17 protein-coding genes are annotated in these 18664 nt (G+C 50.2%); 10 read left to right on the forward strand and 7 right to left on the reverse strand.

Going from position 1 to position 18664, the window contains the following annotated elements; translation table 11 throughout:
• Positions 1-110: 110 nt before the first annotated feature.
• From D515_RS22850 to D515_RS22870, 5 genes are read right to left on the reverse strand one after another with little or no spacing between them, the layout of a single operon-like run.
• Positions 111-1877, reverse strand: coding sequence for a bifunctional molybdopterin-guanine dinucleotide biosynthesis adaptor protein MobB/molybdopterin molybdotransferase MoeA (locus D515_RS22850; protein WP_002542116.1), 1767 nt, complete (start codon positions 1875-1877; stop codon positions 111-113).
• Entirely contained in the window at positions 1874-2458 is a 585-nt protein-coding gene (mobA, locus tag D515_RS22855) for a molybdenum cofactor guanylyltransferase MobA (RefSeq protein ID WP_002542117.1), read from the reverse strand. The genes D515_RS22850 and mobA overlap by 4 nt, the downstream gene beginning before the upstream one ends.
• A complete protein-coding gene (locus D515_RS22860; RefSeq protein WP_002542118.1) occupies positions 2442-3143 on the reverse strand; it encodes an energy-coupling factor ABC transporter ATP-binding protein in 702 nt (233 codons plus the stop codon). The genes mobA and D515_RS22860 overlap by 17 nt, the downstream gene beginning before the upstream one ends.
• An 8-nt stretch (positions 3144-3151) precedes the next feature.
• A complete protein-coding gene (locus D515_RS22865) occupies positions 3152-3853 on the reverse strand; it encodes an ABC transporter permease (RefSeq protein ID WP_002542119.1) in 702 nt (233 codons plus the stop codon).
• Positions 3853-4662 (reverse strand): ABC transporter substrate-binding protein, encoded by an 810-nt coding sequence (locus tag D515_RS22870; protein WP_002542120.1) that lies wholly within the window; start codon positions 4660-4662, stop codon positions 3853-3855. Before D515_RS22870 ends, D515_RS22865 begins: the two co-directional genes overlap by 1 nt.
• 270 nt (positions 4663-4932) lie before the next feature.
• Here D515_RS22870 and D515_RS22875 point away from each other — a divergent pair, with 270 nt between their 5' ends.
• Together D515_RS22875 and D515_RS22880 are read left to right on the forward strand one after the other, a co-directional pair.
• On the forward strand, positions 4933-6312 hold the full coding sequence (locus D515_RS22875; protein ID WP_002542121.1) for a sigma-54-dependent transcriptional regulator: 1380 nt from the start codon (positions 4933-4935) through the stop codon (positions 6310-6312).
• Between the two features lie 18 nt (positions 6313-6330).
• The gene (locus D515_RS22880; protein WP_002542122.1) at positions 6331-8367 is read left to right on the forward strand and encodes a sensor histidine kinase; all 2037 of its coding nucleotides are present in this window, start codon (positions 6331-6333) and stop codon (positions 8365-8367) included.
• A 9-nt stretch (positions 8368-8376) separates the two neighbouring features.
• Here the strand turns inward: D515_RS22880 and D515_RS22885 are convergent, their stop codons facing one another.
• On the reverse strand, positions 8377-9276 hold the full coding sequence (locus tag D515_RS22885) for a helix-turn-helix transcriptional regulator (protein ID WP_002542123.1): 900 nt from the start codon (positions 9274-9276) through the stop codon (positions 8377-8379).
• Complete coding sequence (locus tag D515_RS22890) at positions 9269-10099, reverse strand: formate dehydrogenase accessory sulfurtransferase FdhD (protein WP_002542124.1); 831 nt, start codon at positions 10097-10099, stop codon at positions 9269-9271. The genes D515_RS22885 and D515_RS22890 overlap by 8 nt, the downstream gene beginning before the upstream one ends.
• Positions 10100-10288: 189 nt before the next feature.
• Here D515_RS22890 and D515_RS22895 point away from each other — a divergent pair, with 189 nt between their 5' ends.
• The 8 genes from D515_RS22895 (at position 10289) to D515_RS22930 (ending at position 18656) form a co-directional block, all read left to right on the forward strand.
• Positions 10289-10741 (forward strand): DUF3305 domain-containing protein, encoded by a 453-nt coding sequence (locus D515_RS22895; RefSeq protein ID WP_002542125.1) that lies wholly within the window; start codon positions 10289-10291, stop codon positions 10739-10741.
• The gene (locus D515_RS22900) at positions 10731-11321 is read left to right on the forward strand and encodes a DUF3306 domain-containing protein (protein WP_002542126.1); all 591 of its coding nucleotides are present in this window, start codon (positions 10731-10733) and stop codon (positions 11319-11321) included. The genes D515_RS22895 and D515_RS22900 overlap by 11 nt, the downstream gene beginning before the upstream one ends.
• Before the next feature lie 181 nt (positions 11322-11502).
• Positions 11503-13218, forward strand: coding sequence for a 4Fe-4S binding protein (locus D515_RS22905; RefSeq protein WP_002542127.1), 1716 nt, complete (start codon positions 11503-11505; stop codon positions 13216-13218).
• Between the two features lie 9 nt (positions 13219-13227).
• Positions 13228-13839: a TorD/DmsD family molecular chaperone gene (locus tag D515_RS22910; protein WP_002542128.1), complete on the forward strand. Its 612-nt coding sequence runs from the start codon at positions 13228-13230 to the stop codon at positions 13837-13839.
• Positions 13840-13895: 56 nt separating this feature from the next.
• Positions 13896-14105 carry a twin-arginine translocation signal domain-containing protein gene (locus D515_RS22915; protein ID WP_002542129.1) on the forward strand — a complete coding sequence of 70 codons (210 nt, stop codon included), beginning with the start codon at positions 13896-13898 and terminating at the stop codon, positions 14103-14105.
• Positions 14106-14126: 21 nt separating this feature from the next.
• Positions 14127-16982 carry a formate dehydrogenase subunit alpha gene (locus tag D515_RS22920; RefSeq protein WP_039850581.1) on the forward strand — a complete coding sequence of 952 codons (2856 nt, stop codon included), beginning with the start codon at positions 14127-14129 and terminating at the stop codon, positions 16980-16982.
• A gap of 15 nt (positions 16983-16997) precedes the next feature.
• Entirely contained in the window at positions 16998-17603 is a 606-nt protein-coding gene (fdh3B, locus tag D515_RS22925) for a formate dehydrogenase FDH3 subunit beta (protein WP_002542131.1), read from the forward strand.
• 54 nt (positions 17604-17657) lie between these two features.
• Positions 17658-18656, forward strand: a complete 999-nt coding sequence (locus tag D515_RS22930; protein ID WP_002542133.1) for a formate dehydrogenase subunit gamma — start codon at positions 17658-17660, stop codon at positions 18654-18656.
• Positions 18657-18664 lie beyond the last annotated feature (8 nt).

Raw genomic sequence — 18664 nt, forward strand, 5'->3', positions numbered from 1 at the left:
CGTTGAAAAATTTGATTGTAGAATAACTACTTATCGAAATTTTCTGCCTTGTTCTCGAGCATTTTTCCTGCGCTATCTCTGATCACCTACTTACTGTGATTGGTATAAGCTTAGAGCCTTGAAGCGAGAGGAATGATGCTAACGCGATCACCCACTTCTGCGCTCTCCACTTCCGGTGACACCTCAATCAGGCAGTTTGCTTCATGCATCGAGCGCAAAATACCCGAGCCCTGCGAGCCCGTTGAACGCACTTCAATCTGCCCATTGGCGCTTATGGAATAAATACCGCGTGTGTATTCTGTGCGGCCGAGACGGGAGCGAATTTTCTCTTGGGTCACTGCCGAGAAGAGCTGAGGTTGCCAGTTCACATCACCCTGCATTTTACGAATGGCAGGTTCTACAAACTGCAGGAAGGTCACCATAACAGCTACTGGGTTACCCGGTAAGCCAAAGAAAGGTGTATTGCCTAACTTGCCGAAGGCTAGAGGACGACCTGGACGCATATTTACGCGCCAGAAGTTAATATCACCCAAGGCATCCAGAACGTTCTTGATGTAATCCGCATCACCGACTGATACACCGCCGGAGGAAATCACCACATCGGCTTTTTCCATAGCCGTGGTCAGTGTGTTTGTCAGTGCTTGCTCACTGTCTTCAATAATGCCCAAATCAAGAATTCGGCAACCGAGGTTTTCCAACATGCTGCGAACCGTAAAACGATTGGCATCATAGATGCAGCTTTCTCTGGCGGGTGTTCCGGGAGCCTGCACTTCATCACCGGTTGAAAACAGGGCAACGGTGAGAGGCTTGTAACACTTGGTTTTATTGAAACCCAGTGACGCCATCATACCCACTGATGCTGCATTGAGGCGGGTGCCTGCGTTAAATACCGCAGTACCTTTTTTAAGGTCTTCGCCAGCCTGACGCACATTTTGTCCTGGACGGATGGCACCTTTTCGGGTGTCGAACATCACCAAATCGCCGTCCATCGCTGCTTGCTCTCGCATCACGACAGTGTCAGCACCTTCGGGAACAGGGGCGCCTGTCATGATGCGGACACACTCGCCTTTTTGCAGTGGTATGCCAAGACCATGGCCTGCATAAATTTCGCCTACGATTTGATAGCTGTCGCGCTCTAAATCATCACTGCGAATCGCGAAACCGTCCATGGCCGAGTTGGTGCTCGAAGGCACATTGACTGGTGCGATAACATCTTCTGACAAAACCCGTCCAGATAAAGACTCCAGCGGGTGAACTTCGCTGGAGGCTGGCTCATCAATGGTTGCTAAAATCTTTTCCCTTCCGGCATCCACTGAAAGCATGGTTGGGGATAAGGAATCACAGGTGGCTGTCTGCGCTTTGTGGCCTTCCATCCACCGCAAGATAAAGCTGCAAATTGCGGGTACATCATTGATGTCGAGCGTTGGCAAATCCGAATCCGGGTTGCTGTCGCAGGCAATCGCGATGATGTTTTTATCTTCTTTGTGAAGCCACTGCTTAGCGAGCTCATCGCGGCGAAGTTCGATTTTTGGGAAGCTCTCATGCTTGAAGCCCTCTACAAGAACAAGGTCGGCGCGGTTTTGGTCAAGGCGGCTGAGCAACTGATTGAGGGTATATTCTTCTTCCGGTGTTTCTGTCATCAAGGCATTGCGATTGCGCGAGCTGATCAGCATTTGGGAGGCGCCAGCTTTTCTGAGGCGATAACTGTCTTTACCCGGTTTATCGACATCAAACTCATGGTGCGCATGCTTTACCATGGCAATGCGCACGCCTGATTCCACTAACTGTGGAATGAGTTTTTCAAGCAGGGTGGTTTTGCCCGTGCCACTGAAGGCCGCGAACCCAAGTACAGGTAAGGAACAGTTGGAAAGACTCATGAAAGCGCCCCGAATTTTTCCAGCTCGTCAGGTGTATTCAGATTAATGAAGGCATCATGCTCATCACTGAAATCGACGAATTCAGTCTTACAAATGTCGTAGAGCAGAACGATTTTGCGGTCACCGTTATTGAGGAAGTTTTCTAATCGCTCAAACACAATGCGTTTGTACATAGTCACCACGGGCTGGACGGACTCGCCATCATGGGCGACCACAATTTCGGTATCATCAGAGATAGTTTGATACATCTTTTCCAGCAGGTTATGGGGCAGGTTAGGACAGTCACAAGGGACGAAGCCGTACCACTCACTGTCCAGTTGTGCCATGGCAGCATGGATACCACCCAAAGGCCCGGGAAAACCTTCAAACACATCACTGAAAACCTGTCCGTATTGTGCGTAGGTTTCCTGATTGCGATTGGCGTTGACCGCGACATGCGCGCCTTGTTCAGCCAGGCGGTCGTGAACATAATCGATGAGAGGTTTGTTATTCAGGGTCACAAGGCCCTTGTCTTTTCCGCCCATGCGGCGAGCTTGGCCGCCGGCAAGAATGACCCACGTGGTTTCAGGAAGCGACTGCATGGTTATCCTTGTTGATTAAGTTAAGTTTTGGCTTATGGATCAAACGCTGGTTTTCGATCGACCAGCGCTGATTGCAGCAAGCAGTTAGCGAGTTAGGGTGATGGCTGGTGATCACCAGACTTGAGCCACGATCTAATAGATCTTCGACCATGACCTTCTGTGCTTCGATGGCATCAGGGTCAAGGTTGGCGCAGGACTCATCCATCAAAAGGATAGAAGGGTTTAGCGCCCAAGCGCGAGCCATCGCCACTTTTTGTTTTTCACCACCGGAAAGCACTGAGATATGCTCCCGACTCAGGCTTTCCAGCCCAATCATTCGCAAGGCCTGCATTGTAAGCTGGCGGCAGGTTCTTTGACAGAAATGCCTGCCTTTCAGACCATAAGCCACGTTTTCAGCCACGGTACCGTCGAAAAGATAAGCAGCTTGGTGCATGTAGATAACACCGCTTTGCCCAGCGAATCCTGCCAGACGTTGCATCAGTGTTGGTTTACGGAGGTTCAAAATACCGCTGGTTGGTTTTTGGATACCAGCCAGCACCTTAAGCAGGGACGTTTTGCCGATGCCATTTTGCCCAGTGAGATAGATGGCATCCCCAGGGGTGATTTTCAGCGAAGGAATATGGAACAAAAGCCGGTGTTTGTACTTCACCGACAGGTCGCTAGCTTCCAATGTAATCTGACTCATCCTTGCCCCTAACTCGTTCTCAGGTGACCATTGCCACGCGCGTAGCTAATGAAGAAGTTCATCGTCAGCGCGAGGATCAACAAAACCATGCCCAGCGCAACGCCTTGGGCAAATGCCCCTTTTGACGTTTCAAGCGCAATGGCCGTGGGGATGTTTCGTGTGTAATTCAATATGTTGCCGCCGACCATCATGGAACAACCTACTTCCGTGATAATTCGGCTGAATGCGGTGATGACAGCTGCCAGTAATGGAAAGCGAATTTCCCACATCAGGGTCAGCATAGCGCGGGGGATCGAAGCGCCCAGTGTGTAGGCGGTTTCCCAAGCGCGGCGATCGCTGTTTTGAAAGGCGGCATGCATCATGGCGATCAAGATAGGCATCGCAATTAAAATCTGCCCGAGGATCATGGCTTTTTGGGTGAAGAGCATTTTCCAGTCGCCCATTGGTCCTGCTCTTGAAAGCATCATATATAGCAGTAGGCCGATGACCACGGTAGGAACAGATTGAAGGGTGTTAACCAATGACAACACCACCCATTTACCGGGAATATCCCAGTACGCAAGTGCAAAGCTGATGAGAAGGGCAGGTAAAATCACCAGCCCGATAGCAAATAGCGATACGGAAAACGATACCCCGACAATACCCCATAGTGTTGTATCGCCACTAAACAGCAAGGTAACTGCCTGTCGGGTTGTTTCCAGCATATCCATTAGCCAGCATCCGCAACGAATAGTTGTTGGCCGTTCACTTTAAAGCCATTAATCATGGCTTGAGCCTTTGGATTAACCAGCCAGTCACTGAAGACTTTTGCGCCTTCGTAGTTCATGTCTGGGTAACGGCTTGGGTTGATCAAAATGACTTGGTAAGGGTTAAAAAGACGCGTATCGCCTTCCACCAACACTTCCATATCCAGCTTGCTTTCATACGCTAACCAGGTACCACGGTCAGTCAGTGTGTAGCCCTGCATTTCATTCGCCATGGTCAACGTTGGCCCCATGCCTTGGCCGACTGCTTTATAAGCACCAAATTCAGGACGTTGACCAGCCTTTTCCCATAGAAGCAGCTCTTTCTTATTGGTACCTGAGTCATCACCGCGGGAGATAAAATCAGCATTTTTCGCAGCAATCTCATTAAATGCGGCGGCGACGTCTTTCCCGCCTTTTACACCCGCAGGGTCGGACAATGGGCCGACCAAAACAAAATCGTTATACATCAGGCCGCGAGGCAGAACGCCAAAACCTTTGTCGACAAACTTAGCTTCAGCATTTGGCGCATGCGTCATGACCAAATCCACGTCTCCGTTTTCACCCATTTTGAGTGCTTTACCCGTGCCTGCCGCCAGGATCTGTACTTCATAGCCAGTGTCTTTTTTGAATTCAGGTAACAGATAATCCAGCAAACCTGAGTGATAGGTGCTGGTGGTAGTAGCTAGCCTGATGATCTCCGCGGCATTTGCCGTCATGGAAAAAGTGAGGAAAGTGATGAGCGCAAATATTTTCGAGTTTTTAATGAAGTTCATTTTGTCTTCCTGACGTTTGATTGCTTTTCTTGTTTTAGGGTGTTGCCTCGACCACTTGGGATGGGTCGAATTGTGGACACTGCAACAAAAATGCCAAAAATTGAGCGCGTGCATTTAAGCGCATAAATAATTGAAAATTAAATAGGTTCGTCACAGTTCTGCGATCTGATGACCAGCTTTATATACATGATTCATTTAAGGCTTTGTTGGACTGAGTCAAAATGTCGCATGTATGATGAAACTCTCGAGAACATGAAGGCTTATGACTGAATGAAGGACGCATTACAGCAATTCGGTTTCTCCGCGCTTGTCGTCGACGACGAACCTGGTATGCGCGCAATCTTAAATAAAGCACTCTCCAAGAAGCTTACCCAAGTGGAAACAGCCTCTTCATTGGAAGAAGCCGAGGCGTTAAGACAGCGTAACCATTTCGATCTATTGATCGTTGATATCAACCTGCCGGGGCGTTCTGGTATCGATTGGCATGAAGCCTTCACCGATGATGAAAGACGCAGCGACATCATTTTCATGACAGGTTATGCGGAACTCGAAACCGCCATCAAAGCCCTTCGCGCTGGTGCTTCCGACTTTATTCTCAAACCTTTCAACCTCGAACAAATGCTGCAGTCGGTTCAGCGTTGTCTCGATAAACGCATGATGGAGCGACGGAATGTCGCCTTGCAGCGCGATGTCGCCCGATCATTCCCTGTCGATATTATTGGTGAAGCGCCCAAAACCCTCGCGATGCGAGAGATGGTCTCCCGACTGGCACCATCTCCGGCAGCCGTCTTGATTGAAGGGGAGTCAGGGACTGGTAAAGAGCTAGTGGCACGCGCACTGCATTCACTAAGTGGGCGGGGTGGGCCTTTTGTTCCGCTTAACTGTGGCGCGATAGCACCTGAGCTTTTGGAAAGTGAATTGTTTGGTCATGTTTCCGGGGCCTTTACTGGTGCGCGCAAGAGCAAAGATGGCCTGTTCAGAGTTGCGGATAAAGGGACTTTATTCCTGGATGAAATCGGAGAGATGCCACTTCCGATGCAGGCTTCTCTGCTCAGAACTCTTGAACAAAAAACCATTCGTCCCGTTGGTGCAGAACGGGAAGTACAAGTCGATGTGCGTATCGTCGCGGCGACCAACCGAAACTTGCAGGAAGAAGTAGAAGAAGGGCGATTCCGAAAAGACCTCTACTATCGCCTGAATGTGCTTTCCGTCGAATTACCTCCGCTTCGAGAGCGTACTGAAGATATCGGATTACTGCTCAATCATTTCTCCGAAACACTTTCGCGGGAAATGGGATTGAAACCTGTGGTGTGGTCAACGGAAGAATTGACCGCCATGCAAGGTTATGACTGGCCGGGCAACATTCGTGAGCTCAAGAATACCGTTGAAAGGGCGGTATTACTGGGCAAGCCGGATCTGCAACACTGGAGTGACGGAGAATTGCCAAAAGCCACCGCCGGCGGAGAAACACAAGTCGTGACAGTCTGTGAAGATGGCTATCCGCAAGAATGGCAATTAAAAGACGTAGAACGCGCGCATATCGAAAAAGTCGTCGATGCTCATGAAGGAAATAAATCTGCTGCTGCGCGACAACTGGGTGTGGCAAGAAAAACATTGGAGCGAAAATTTAAAGAGTGGAACGACGAGTAACATGATGGAGCATAACGGATGAAATGGCTCAATAAATGGCGACAGCGTTTTCGTACTATGGTGCGTTATCGCCTCTTGGTGCTGACATCTGTTCCTATCATTATTACTCTGCTTGCGCTGATTGCTCTTACCATGTACTGGACGCTGGCGTACTCTTGGAAAAGTGCGCTCGCCGGGGTCAATGCTGACCTTGCCGTTGCGAGCAATAGTATGGAAGTGTTACAGCGCGAACAGCGACTGCAATTGAATGCCATTGCGGGCTCTTATGATTTCCAAATGCAGATTGAACGTGACCCTGAGGGTATCTTTTCCTGGGCGCAATCAAGAGCTGGGAAATATGATGTTGATTTCCTTGCGGTCTACCCAGCCAACGAAATAGACAGACTACCGCAAAGCCTGCGAAAACCACTGATTGAAGGTCGCGAGCGCACTTTCTTTCAGGTGATGTCGGATATAGAACTGGAATCCATTACCCCTGAGCTTTCTGCTCGGGCTGAAATCCCGCTTCTGAATGAACAAGTAATCGAATCTCGCGGTTTGATCAGCCGTAGTCTGCTCCCTTTATTCAATGAAACAGGAGAGCTTGAGTGGATAATCGACGGCGGCATTTTGCTCAACAACAGTACCGAGTTGGTGGACAGAATTCGTGACCTTGTTTTTCCAGAAGGCACGCTGCCTGATGCCAGTGTGGGAACCGTCACCCTGTTTATGGATGACATTCGCGTCAGTACCAATGTCCCGCTTGATTCCGACAACAAGTTTGGCCGTGCGATCGGTACCCGCGTTTCGGATGAAGTGAGAAAGTCAGTACTCGAAAATGGTGATGTGTGGGTCAACCGTGCCTACGTTTATGATGCTTGGTACATCTCGGCGTACAAGCCAATCCGAGACTTCAATAACCGGGTGATTGGCATGCTGTACACTGGCTATCTCGAATGGCCATTGATCTCCCGTTATCTTACTAACTTGGTGGAATTAGGCTTCGGTATTCTCGCCACGTTGTTTGTGACGGGGCTATTAGTGTATCGCGGTGCGAAAGACTTGTTCCGGCCCATAGAGCGTATTCACCGGGTCGTACGTCTGGTTCGCTTTGATCAGGATGCACGCATTGGCAAGTTGGGGCTAGACCCGCAGCACGAACTCGCGATTCTTGCCCGTCAGTTCGACACCATGCTCGATCAGCTCAAACAGCAAAATGAAGCCATTCGACAGAATGCTTTGGAGCTTGAGGACAAAGTTAAAGAGCGCACAGCGAGTCTTCATGAAACCACTGAAGAGCTCCGCCGGAACATCACCTTATTAGAGCAAACCCGAAGTAAGCTGCTACTAAACGAGAAGCTTGCTGCTCTGGGTGAGCTGACAGCGGGGATTGCCCACGAAATCAATAATCCGACTGCGGTGATCCTTGGCAACATTGAGTTGATGGAATACGAGCTGGGAAAAAACGCGACGCTGGTGTCCGAAGAAATGAGTGCGGTCTTGGAGCAAATTGACCGTATTCGCAATATCACCCGGAGCTTGCTCCAATACAGCCGCCAGGGTGGTGTGCAAGATGAAATCACTTGGCAGCACGTCAATCCGGTGATTGAAGAGAGTGTTACCCTCGTTCGTTCCGGTACCAAGAAATCTGATGTGGAAGTCGTAACAGAACTCAATGCCAAGTGCTGTGTGGAAATCAACCGCCATCAGTTATTGCAGGTACTGGTGAATTTACAGATGAATGGTGTTCATGCCATGAATGACAAGGGAAAGCTGGTGGTGCGTTCGTCTGATTGGTTAGATGAGAGTGGCAACCCCATCGGAGCGACCATTTCTGTGCAGGATTTTGGCTGTGGTATTGCTAATGAAAACCTCACCAAAATCTTCGACCCGTTCTTCACCACGCGCCGCTCAGGAACTGGGCTTGGGCTTGCGGTAACCCACGGCATTGTCAGTGGATTGGGTGGAGAGATTAAGGTGGAATCCGAACTTGGCGAGGGCACCACTTTCACGCTTTATCTGCGTGAGAAGATTCAGACCGATGATGAAATTACTTCGCTGCAGGTAATGGAATAAGGCTGGCGTTTAGCCAGCTGCCCACATTTGCTTGCCTGCATGTTGAAGGTTGTAACCGCCGAACTGCTCGCTCTGATTGACAATTTCCTCGTCATCCAGATGTTGCATCAGCTGTTGAACCAAGGAGCGGAAATAGATGTTTTTCGGGATGACCAATTCAAAGGCTTCATTGGCAATGGGATGAAAAGCGAGGCCAAATTCTCCCGCGGCACTTTGGCTACCAAACCCAATGTCAGCCGCCCCCCGCGCAATCGCAGAGCCTAATTCCCGTTCATTCAGACACACAGTGACCGTATTGAGCATGTCAGTGGTAATGCCGTTTCTGAATAGCCACTCTTCCATCGCACGAGCACTGCCAGCGCCGCCTTGACGACCAGCCCATCGCCATTCTTTTCCCGTGAAATGGTGCGGGTCGTTCAATTGCTCGGCGAGTTCAGGGCGAACAATCAGGCCTTGTTGACGTTCGAAAGCATGGAGTAACACCCAGTTTTTGTGTCCGGCATATTGTTGGATAAGTGCAGGGTGACGGAGCTTGGCCTCTTCGGCATTTCCCCAGTGAATCGCGCAGATATCGACGTGGCCCTTTTCCAGCATCGACAAACCCTGTTTAGTGCCCGTGGCGGTGTAACCAACCAATGCTGTACTTCCCAGTGCATTCGCCATTTTGCTCACAATGTGTTGCAACAAAGGGTCATCAGAGCCAGCAATCAAAAGTCTGTCACTGAATACGCCATTGTGGCTGGATTCCAGCAGCCATCGGTCAAGCAAGCTTTTTGGGAAAAGCCATTTTCCTGTGACCTTAGTGGCTGGAAGCACGCCATCATTGGCCAGGCTATAGACCTTCTTTTCGTTCAGATCGAGATACTCTGCAACCTGACGGGCATTCATGAACTCCGGAAATTCACTCATCAGAACCACCTTTTACATCGAAGTCGATGTTCTCTGCGCCATTGAAGACCTGAAAACGGTGGCCTTTAGCGCGGGCAATCATGGTAATGCCAAGTTGTTTGGCAAGGTCATAACCCATCTGTGTTACTCCTGAGCGAGAGAGCAGCACTGGGATCCCCATTTGCGCCACTTTAATCACCATCTCTGACGTCAACCGCCCTGTGGTGTAGAAGACTTTATCTTCGCCGGTTTCACCTTTCAGCCACATCTCGCCTGTCAGGGTATCGACCGCATTGTGACGGCCAATATCTTCGACGAAAGAGAGAATTTCTGTGCCTTTACATACCGCACAACCGTGAACAGCGCCTGCCGCTTTGTAGGTGTCATTATGGTGAGTGAGCGCTTCCAGCAGGCCATATAGGGAAGACTGAGTAATGCGGTGCTCTGGTAATTTCAGGTCTTCGAGCTTTTTCATCACGTTGCCAAACATTGTGCCCTGACCGCATCCCGAAGTGACGGTTTTCTTGGAAAGCGTCTCGTCGATATCGTCGTTTTGCTCTGCAGTAACCACAGCAGCGGATTGGGTTTCCCAATCGATGATCACTGAATCCAGCGCGTCAGCATCGTTAATTAACCCTTGGTTTTTGAGATACCCCAATACCAGCATGTCCGGGCGGGCACCCAAGGTCATCAGAGTCACGATTTCCTTCCAGTTGAGATAAACCGTCAAGGCGCGTTCGCAGGCAATTTGCTTGGTCATGGGTTCGCCATACTCGTCGAACACTGTCACATCAATGGTTTGAGGAATGTCGGTTTGGGTTTGAATAATTTTTGGTTGGGTCATTTACCCGGCTTCCTTTTGGGTGTGTAGAGACACGAAAACTGAACATCATCAGCAAAGTTAGCAATTCCCGTTCCAATCACGCAGGGTCATCAGGGCTATGGTATGTGTTTTGCTTTGTGGGGTTAGAAAACCAGACTTCTGCGTGCCTGCGGTAGCGTTTTTGAAGCCTGGAACCTCAAGGAGTGATGTGTGACGAAAATAATAAAAGACCCTCAATACTGGCTAATGCAATTTGACCTTGAAGCCACAGAGGTTGATGTCGGTCGCTGGAAAACTAAGCGCTGGTCTATTGCGAACCTGAACCTGCCCCGTACGGAGGAAGAGTGTTCAGGGGAACAGATTTCCTTGCCTTTAGAGCTATTTAAAGACGAACGCACGGACTATCGGTTTAACCTCAGTTCCCGTGATCCCCACCTCTTTTTCATCTTCGAAGTCGAAGACGATGAATCCCTAAAACCCCTGAAAGTTACGGCATCGCAGACCAACGCAGCCAGCTTTATGGATGGTGATTATCTGGTGCAGTCGGTGCCTATGCCATTGCCTGTTCAGGCTTGGATGGAAGCATATATTGGTCGTCATGGCGAGCTCCTCGAAGTGCGTAAGAAGAAGCGCAAAGGCGCGGGGAGGGCGAGTGGCAACTGATTCCTTTTTACACCGTTGGTCCAAGCGAAAGCAGGAACAAAGCACGGCGGAAGATGAAAAGCCGCCAGAGACTGAGCAGATTGAGGACGATGCCGAGCTGGTGGTCTCCGAGGCTACGTCTGAGTCGGAAGACTCAGAGCTTCCCCCACCGTCCATGGACGACGTTGAGCGTTTGAGAGAAGGGGATTCCGCTGCAGCATTCCTGGCGAAAGGTGTGTCCTCACAGGTGAAGAAAGCGGCGCTTCGCAAACTATTTCTCAGTGATGCTTACAACGTGCTTGATGGCATGAACGACTATGACCTCGATTATTCCAAAACTGCCAACCTCAGTGCGGAAGTGGCTGAAACCTTGAGAAAGTGGACTAAGGAAAAGCTGGAAGAAGCGACCGAGGAGAAACCGGAAGACGAAGCGTTGGCTCAGGAAACCCCAAGCGATCAACCAGTTAACGAGGGTAGTCTCAAGGAATTACCAGAAGGTGAGACAAAAAGTACCCATGAGGAATTAGAGGACAATTTGTCTCACTCGGAGGGACAAAATGTCCCAATAGAAAGTGTGGATAAGAATTTGGACGGATCCTGACTCCGTTTAGGTCATTTTTCTTCCTTCAAAGCTGGTTCGCTACTTGCTGTAACAGAAGTGTCTTACTCGAAGACGTAGCTAAATCCCTGTTCAGCAACGCTAAACGGTGTAAAGCCAGCCTTGAAGAACTCTCGCATTGAAGCAGATTAACGCCGTTTGCCGGCTAGGGACGCAGGTGTTTATGGCTACACAGACAACAGCAATTGAGAATATGTCGACGGAAAATAACACAACAACACTCAATCAGTATCTAGAAAATCAAACAGATACCAATGGATTGGCCAGACTGCATGCTCTGAAAAGCACAGTCACTTTAGGAAACCTTATCCCGCCTACGGTGAGCTTTGAAAGCCGTGGGCTTGCTCTCGTTGTGGGAACGGCTGAAGCACTGTCTACTTTCAGTCAATCAATCGTAGATGATATCCGTGACCGCGTTGTGCTGCTTTGCAAAGAAGCGGGCGCGACGCTATCGAACCCTTCAGAGGGTCTTGCATTGTTCTATGGCAGCGACGTGACCATCGAAGGTTTCTTAGGGGCTTTTCAAGTCATCTTGAAGCGAAACGGAACGCCGCAAAATTTGGCGCAAATTGCTGTCGGGCGGGAGCATTTTGACCTGATCATCGACCTCACTGAAAACGGTATCCATGCAGCACAATTGCCTCCTCTGGGATATCACGCTGTCGGGCGTGGCTTGGTGTCTACAGAAGAAGCCTTAGAGGCGATATCTGAAACGGTAGGAACCTTCGACAAGCCTAAATTTTTCCGTTTGGACAATGAGCGTTGTGCTCATGCATCCCGTGGCCTTGAAGGCTGCACCCGTTGCATCGATGCCTGTCCTGCTGACGCACTAAGCTCGCTCAATCAAACCATCACCATCAATCCCTACTTGTGTCAGGGGATGGGCTCTTGCGCGACTGCTTGTCCAACAGAAGCCATCAGCTACGCCTTACCTGATTCGGAAAATACCCAGCATTTTGTCTTCGACCTGATTCAAGGTTACCGTCAACAAGGTGGTGAGGTTCCAGCAATCCTTTTCTACGCCGAAGCGGATGAAGACGCTTTGGTTGATGCCATATCAATGTTGCCGAACAACACCATCCCAGTCCGACTGGAAGAGCTGGCATCCGTCGGGTTGGATACCTGGCTCAGCGCATTGGTTTACGGTGCTTCTCAGGTGATATTGACCATGGCGCCAAACCTTCATGTTAAAACACGTCATGTGCTGGAACAGGAACTTGCGGTATCTGCTTCCTTCCTTAGTGACCTCAACATCGAATCAGACCGCATTGCGTTGAAAGCTGTCGACTCGCTTTCGTCACTCACTCAATACTCCAATGCACTGCTCTCTCACACAGAGAAGCTCACTGGTACCAAGCGCGAGAAACTAAGCGCAGCGTTGGATCTGTTGGCGGCGCAATCTGCTCAAACTCTCACAGTATCAATGGTTGCTCAAAATGCGCCATATGGCCGCGTAAACGTGAAAACTGAAGAATGCACTCTTTGTATGGGGTGCGTGGCCGTGTGCCCGACTGATGCACTCTTAGCGATAGGTTCCCATCCGGGAATGACATTCCGCGAGCAGGACTGTGTGCAATGTGGGTTGTGTGAAACGAGCTGTCCTGAATCTGTGATCACGCTTGAACCCCGCTACAACTGGGACACCGAAACGCGTCAGCAAAGAGAAATCTTACATGAAGAGGAGGCGGCGAAATGCACCAGTTGCGGTAAGCCATTTGCGCCGGTTTCCATGGTGAACATGCTGATAGAAAAACTGCAAAACCACAGTCACTTTGAAGGTGATGCCATCAAACGTCTCTCGATGTGCGAAGACTGCCGGGTTCGCGACATTGTCGCTGAAACAATGATCAACAACCCAGAGAAACAGATGAAGGTTTAGGAGGGACGAATGGCAATGCAGGAAATCATCAACGTGGAAGATGTCACCCGTGAAGAAAATGAAATTCGTCTCAACATTTATCACCTTCTGGCGCATCTGTTCAGACAGGCACCTGATCAGGATGCACTGAACTGGCTTGCGACACTGGAAGTGGAAGGCGACGAAGAGGCAGGCATGGCAGCGGCTTGGTCTGTTCTCAGGCTTTCCGCTAGTAAAACCACACCCATGCAGGCGGCCGATGAGTATCAACAGCTATTTATCGGTGTCGGACGTGGTGAAGTGGTGCCATTCGGTTCCTGGTATCTAACCGGGTCTTTGATGGAACTGCCGTTGGCACACCTTCGTCAGGATTTACGACGATTGGGGTTTGAGCGTCAGGAAGAAACCAAAGAGCCAGAAGATCATATCGCCGCATTGCTGGAAGTGATGGCGATGCTGGTGGATGAAGAGGATATGGAAAGCCAGAAGGCTTTTTTCAACCGTCATATTGCGCCGTGGTTTGAGCGATTATGTGACGACGTGATTCGTGCGAATGCAGCCGTGTTTTACTCCTCTGTTGCTGCACTCGCGAAACAGTTCTTAACGATAGAAAAAATAAGCTTTACCCAGCGTCCGTGGTAGTTCCGCCTTGCAGAAAGCGGACAGAAGCGCTGATAAAAAGTACAAGGAGCAATGTGATGTCAGAGAAGCAAAAAGAGACAGACAAGCCAAATGAAGCGCGACGCCAGTTCCTTAAAGGACTGGGTGTTGCTGCAGCAGCTGGAGCGGCCACTACTGTGGTGAGCGGTGCGGCTCAAGCGGAAGTCACGGTGGCTAAGCCGGAACAGGAAAACCCCTCGGGCTATCGCGAAACGCAACATGTTCGTGATTACTACGATTCCCTCTAACCTGGCTGATGGAGTGAGATGATGAAACTGACGAAACGGTCTGACACCGTCAGCAAGGACGAAAAGCAACTGGGTGTTTCCCGCCGTACCTTTATGCGTAATTCTACACTGGCTACCGCAGGTGGTATTGCCGCTGCTGGCATGTTTGCACCAGGTATGATGAAAAAAGCTGCAGCGAAAGACGTTGACCCAAACAAACCGATTGAACAAAAACGCACGATTTGTTCTCACTGCTCAGTGGGTTGTGGCGTGTATGCAGAAGTACAGGATGGTGTCTGGACGGGTCAGGAGCCTGCGTTTGACCACCCATTCAATGCCGGTGGACACTGCGCCAAAGGGGCTGCACTTCGTGAACATGGCCATGGTGAACGTCGCCTCAAATACCCAATGAAACTGGTGGATGGCAAGTGGCAGAAAATCAGCTGGGACACCGCTATCAATGAAATTGGCGACAAATGTCTGGAAATCCGCAAGCAAGACGGCCCTGACTCTGTGTACTTTCTGGGTTCGGCAAAGCATAGCAACGAACAGGCCTACATGTTCCGTAAAATGGCATCGCTTTGGGGAACCAATAACGTCGACCATCAGGCACGTATCTGTCACTCCACCACGGTAGCAGGGGTGGCGAATACCTGGGGTTACGGTGCGATGACCAACTCCTTTAACGACATGCATAACTGTAAGTCGATCCTTTTTGTCGGCTCCAACCCTGCCGAAGCACACCCTGTCGCGATGCAGCATATCCTCATCGCGAAAGAGAAAAACGGCTGTAAGATTGTTGTGGCTGATCCTCGTCGCACCCGCACTGCCGCGAAAGGTGATCACTTTGTTTCTCTACGTCCTGGTACAGATATTGCGTTTATCTGGGGCCTGCTATGGCACATTTTCGATAACAACTGGGAAGACAAGGAATTCATTTACCAGCGCGTGTTTGGCATGGATGAAATCCGTGAAGAAGTTGCGAAATGGAATCCTGAAGAAGTAGAGCGTGTGTCCGGTGTTGGACGTGACGACATGTATCAGGCGGCGAAAATCCTTGCCGAAAACCGCCCAGGCTGTGTGGTTTGGTGTATGGGTGGTACGCAACACACCACGGGTAATAACAACACCCGCGCATACTGTGTGCTGGAGCTTGCTCTGGGGAACATCGGTAAATCAGGCGGTGGTGCCAATATTTTCCGTGGACACGATAACGTGCAGGGTGCCACCGACCTTGGCGTGTTGTCCCACACCTTGCCGGGCTATTACGGCTTGTCTAACGGTGCATGGAAGCACTGGTCGAAAGTCTGGGATCTGGACTATGACTGGGTTCAGGGGCGTTTTGACCAAACGGAATACAACGGCTCTAAACCAATGAACAGCAACGGTATACCGGTTTCACGCTGGATTGATGGCGTGCTGGAAGACCCTGATAAAATTGCCCAGAAAGCCAATATCCGCGCCATGTTTTACTGGGGGCATGCGGTGAACTCGCAAACCCGTGGTCCTGAGATGCAAAAGGCAATGGAAAAACTGGATATGATGGTCATCGTCGACCCTTATCCAACCGTTGCTGCAGTCATGAACAACCGTAAAAACGGCGTTTACCTGCTGCCAACGACCACTCAGTTTGAAACCTACGGATCGGTGACCGCTTCTAACCGTTCACTGCAATGGCGTGACAAGGTGATTGAGCCTCTGTTTGATTCAAAGCCTGATCACAACATCATGTATCTGCTTTCCCAAAAACTGGGTTTCTCAGACCAACTGTTTAAGAACGTGAAAGTGAATGGCGATGAACCTCTGATTGAAGACATTACCCGCGAGTTCAACCGTGGTATGTGGACAATCGGCTACACAGGCCAGAGCCCAGAACGTATCAAAACGCACCAGCAAAACTGGCACACCTTCAATAAAACATCACTGGAAGCAGAAGGTGGCCCGGTTAATGGGGAGACCTATGGTCTGCCATGGCCTTGTTGGGGAACACCGGAAATGAAGCATCCGGGTACACACATTCTCTATGACACATCAAAAGAAGTCGCCCGCGGTGGTGGTAACTTCCGCGCACGTTTTGGCGTGGAATATGAAGGTGAAAGCCTGCTGGCAGTCGATAGCTATTCAAAAGGCTGTGAGTTGGAAGACGGATATCCGGAGTTCACTGACAAGATGCTCAAACAACTTGGCTGGTGGGATGATCTGACAGCAGAAGAGAAAGCTGCTGCTGAAGGTAAAAACTGGAAGACAGACCTGTCTGGCGGTATTCAGCGTGTCGCCATCAATCACGGTTGTATCCCATTTGGTAACGCCAAAGCCCGTGCGATTGTCTGGACCTTCCCAGACAAAGTGCCACTTCACCGTGAACCACTGTATACACCGCGCCGTGACCTGTTGCCTGAATACGCGACCTGGGATGACAAAGCGGATATTTATCGTCTGCCAACGTTGTACAAATCGATTCAGGAAATCGATGCGGCGAAAGAGTATCCAATCATTCTCACATCTGGCCGATTGGTTGAGTATGAGGGTGGGGGTGAAGAGACCCGTTCAAACCCATGGCTGGCGAAACTGCAGCAAGAGATGTTCGTGGAAGTCAACATTGCTGACGCGAACGATCTGGGGATTGTGGATGGACAGGATGTCTGGGTTGAAGGCCCTGACAAAGGCCGCGTGAAAGTGAAGGCCATGATTACGCCTCGTGTATACAAAGGACTCGCCTTTATGCCATTCCACTTCGGTGGTGTGTTCCAGGGTGAAGATCTGAGGTCGAAATATCCAGAGGGGGCTGACCCGTACGTCGTTGGTGAAGCGGCGAACACTGCAACCACCTACGGTTATGACCCGGTTACCCTGATGCAGGAAACCAAAGTGACACTTTGTAAGATCTTACCAGCGTAAAGGGAGCGCATAGTTATGGCTGATATGAAATTCTTATGTGACACCAAACGCTGCATTGAATGTAATGGCTGTGTCACCGCGTGTAGTAACGCTAACTCTGAAGTGGTGACCTGGGGAACCCAGCGTCGTCGTGTCGTCACCCTGAATGATGGTGAAGCGGGTGAGAACTCGGTGTCAGTTGCCTGTATGCACTGTGCCGATGCCCCTTGTATGGCTGTGTGTCCCGCTGACTGTTTTTACAAAACAGAAGATGGCATTGTTTTGCACAACAAGGAGACCTGCATTGGCTGCGGCTACTGCTTGTTTGCTTGTCCGTTTGGAGCGCCTCAGTTCCCGAAAACAGCGGCATTTGGTGAGCGAGGCAAGATGGATAAATGTACCTTCTGTGCAGGCGGTCCTGAGCCGGACGGTTCGGCAAAAGAGCGAGAGCTATATGGTGCAAACCGTATTGCCGAAGGTAAGTTGCCTTTGTGCGCTGAAATGTGTTCTACCAAAGCACTGTTGGCGGGGGATGCAGAGAAAATTTCTGCAGTATTCCGTCAGCGCGTTGTAGAACGTGGGGCAAAAGGGGCTGGCTGGACTAAGGGCGATGACCTCGCCTACGACGCGACCAAAAGCTGATTAGCATGGAACTCTGTGGGACGTGGCTCGTCCCACGGAGTCAGGAGGAGAGATATGTTTAGAACATTGCTCGCCATGCTAATGGTGATAGCAACCTTTTGGTCTCCAGTCAGTCTTGCTGAAGGCGGTGCCAAGGCGGATCCCCAGAAAGAAATAGTGCAACTGGCTGGCCCTGAATTCTGGAGAGAAGTGCGAGGCGGAGAGTCGGGATATACGGTTGCGACGGGAGCAGAAGCTGGACAACTGATCAATGTTGATGGTCAACGCTGGCGGGAAATTCGTAATGAGTGGATCAGTCCACTCGGGCTGATTTTTCTCGGTGTATCTGCAGGTAGTCTGCTGCTGTTTTACTTTTGGGCTGGACGCATAGAGTTATCGCACAAGCGCACTGGCAAAAAGGTGATGCGTTGGACACCTTTTGAGCGTGCCATGCATTGGTTTACCGCCATCAACTTCCTGATTCTGGGGTTCAGTGGCGTGCTCTTGCTATACGGTAAGCACTTTATTAAACCTGTGGCGCCTGAAGCAGTTTGGGGCAGCATCATCTATGCGGCTAAAGTGTCGCATAACTATCTGGGTCCGCTGTTTGTGCTCGGACTGCTTTGTATGTTGGTGAAGTGGATGAAGAACAATTTCATCAACAAAGTCGACATTGAATGGTTCAAGCAGGGCGGTGGTATTCTGCCAAACGGTAAACACCCGGACGCAGGTTTTTGTAATGGTGGCGAGAAGATTTGGTTCTGGCTGCTGGCAACCGTTGGTGTGGTGGTTTGTATTACTGGTCTGGTGATGGATTTCCCACTCTTTGGTCAAACCCGTGAGGATATGCAGATAGCAAACCTGCTACACGGTATCGCTTCTTTGGGTTTGTTCGCAGCTGCGTTAGGGCACATCTACATCGGTACAGTGGGTACTGAAGGTGCGCTTGAAGGGATGGCAACAGGCTACGTGGATGAAAGTTGGGCGAAGCAACACCACAAGCTTTGGCTGGACGAAGTGCAAGGCCAAAGCAGTTCTCAAACGACAGAAGCGAAAGAGCAACAAAGTACCTGACGTTTAGG

Origin of the sequence: Grimontia indica (assembly GCF_000333895.2) — a bacterium.
In the GTDB taxonomy this organism is placed as follows: domain Bacteria; phylum Pseudomonadota; class Gammaproteobacteria; order Enterobacterales; family Vibrionaceae; genus Enterovibrio; species Enterovibrio indicus.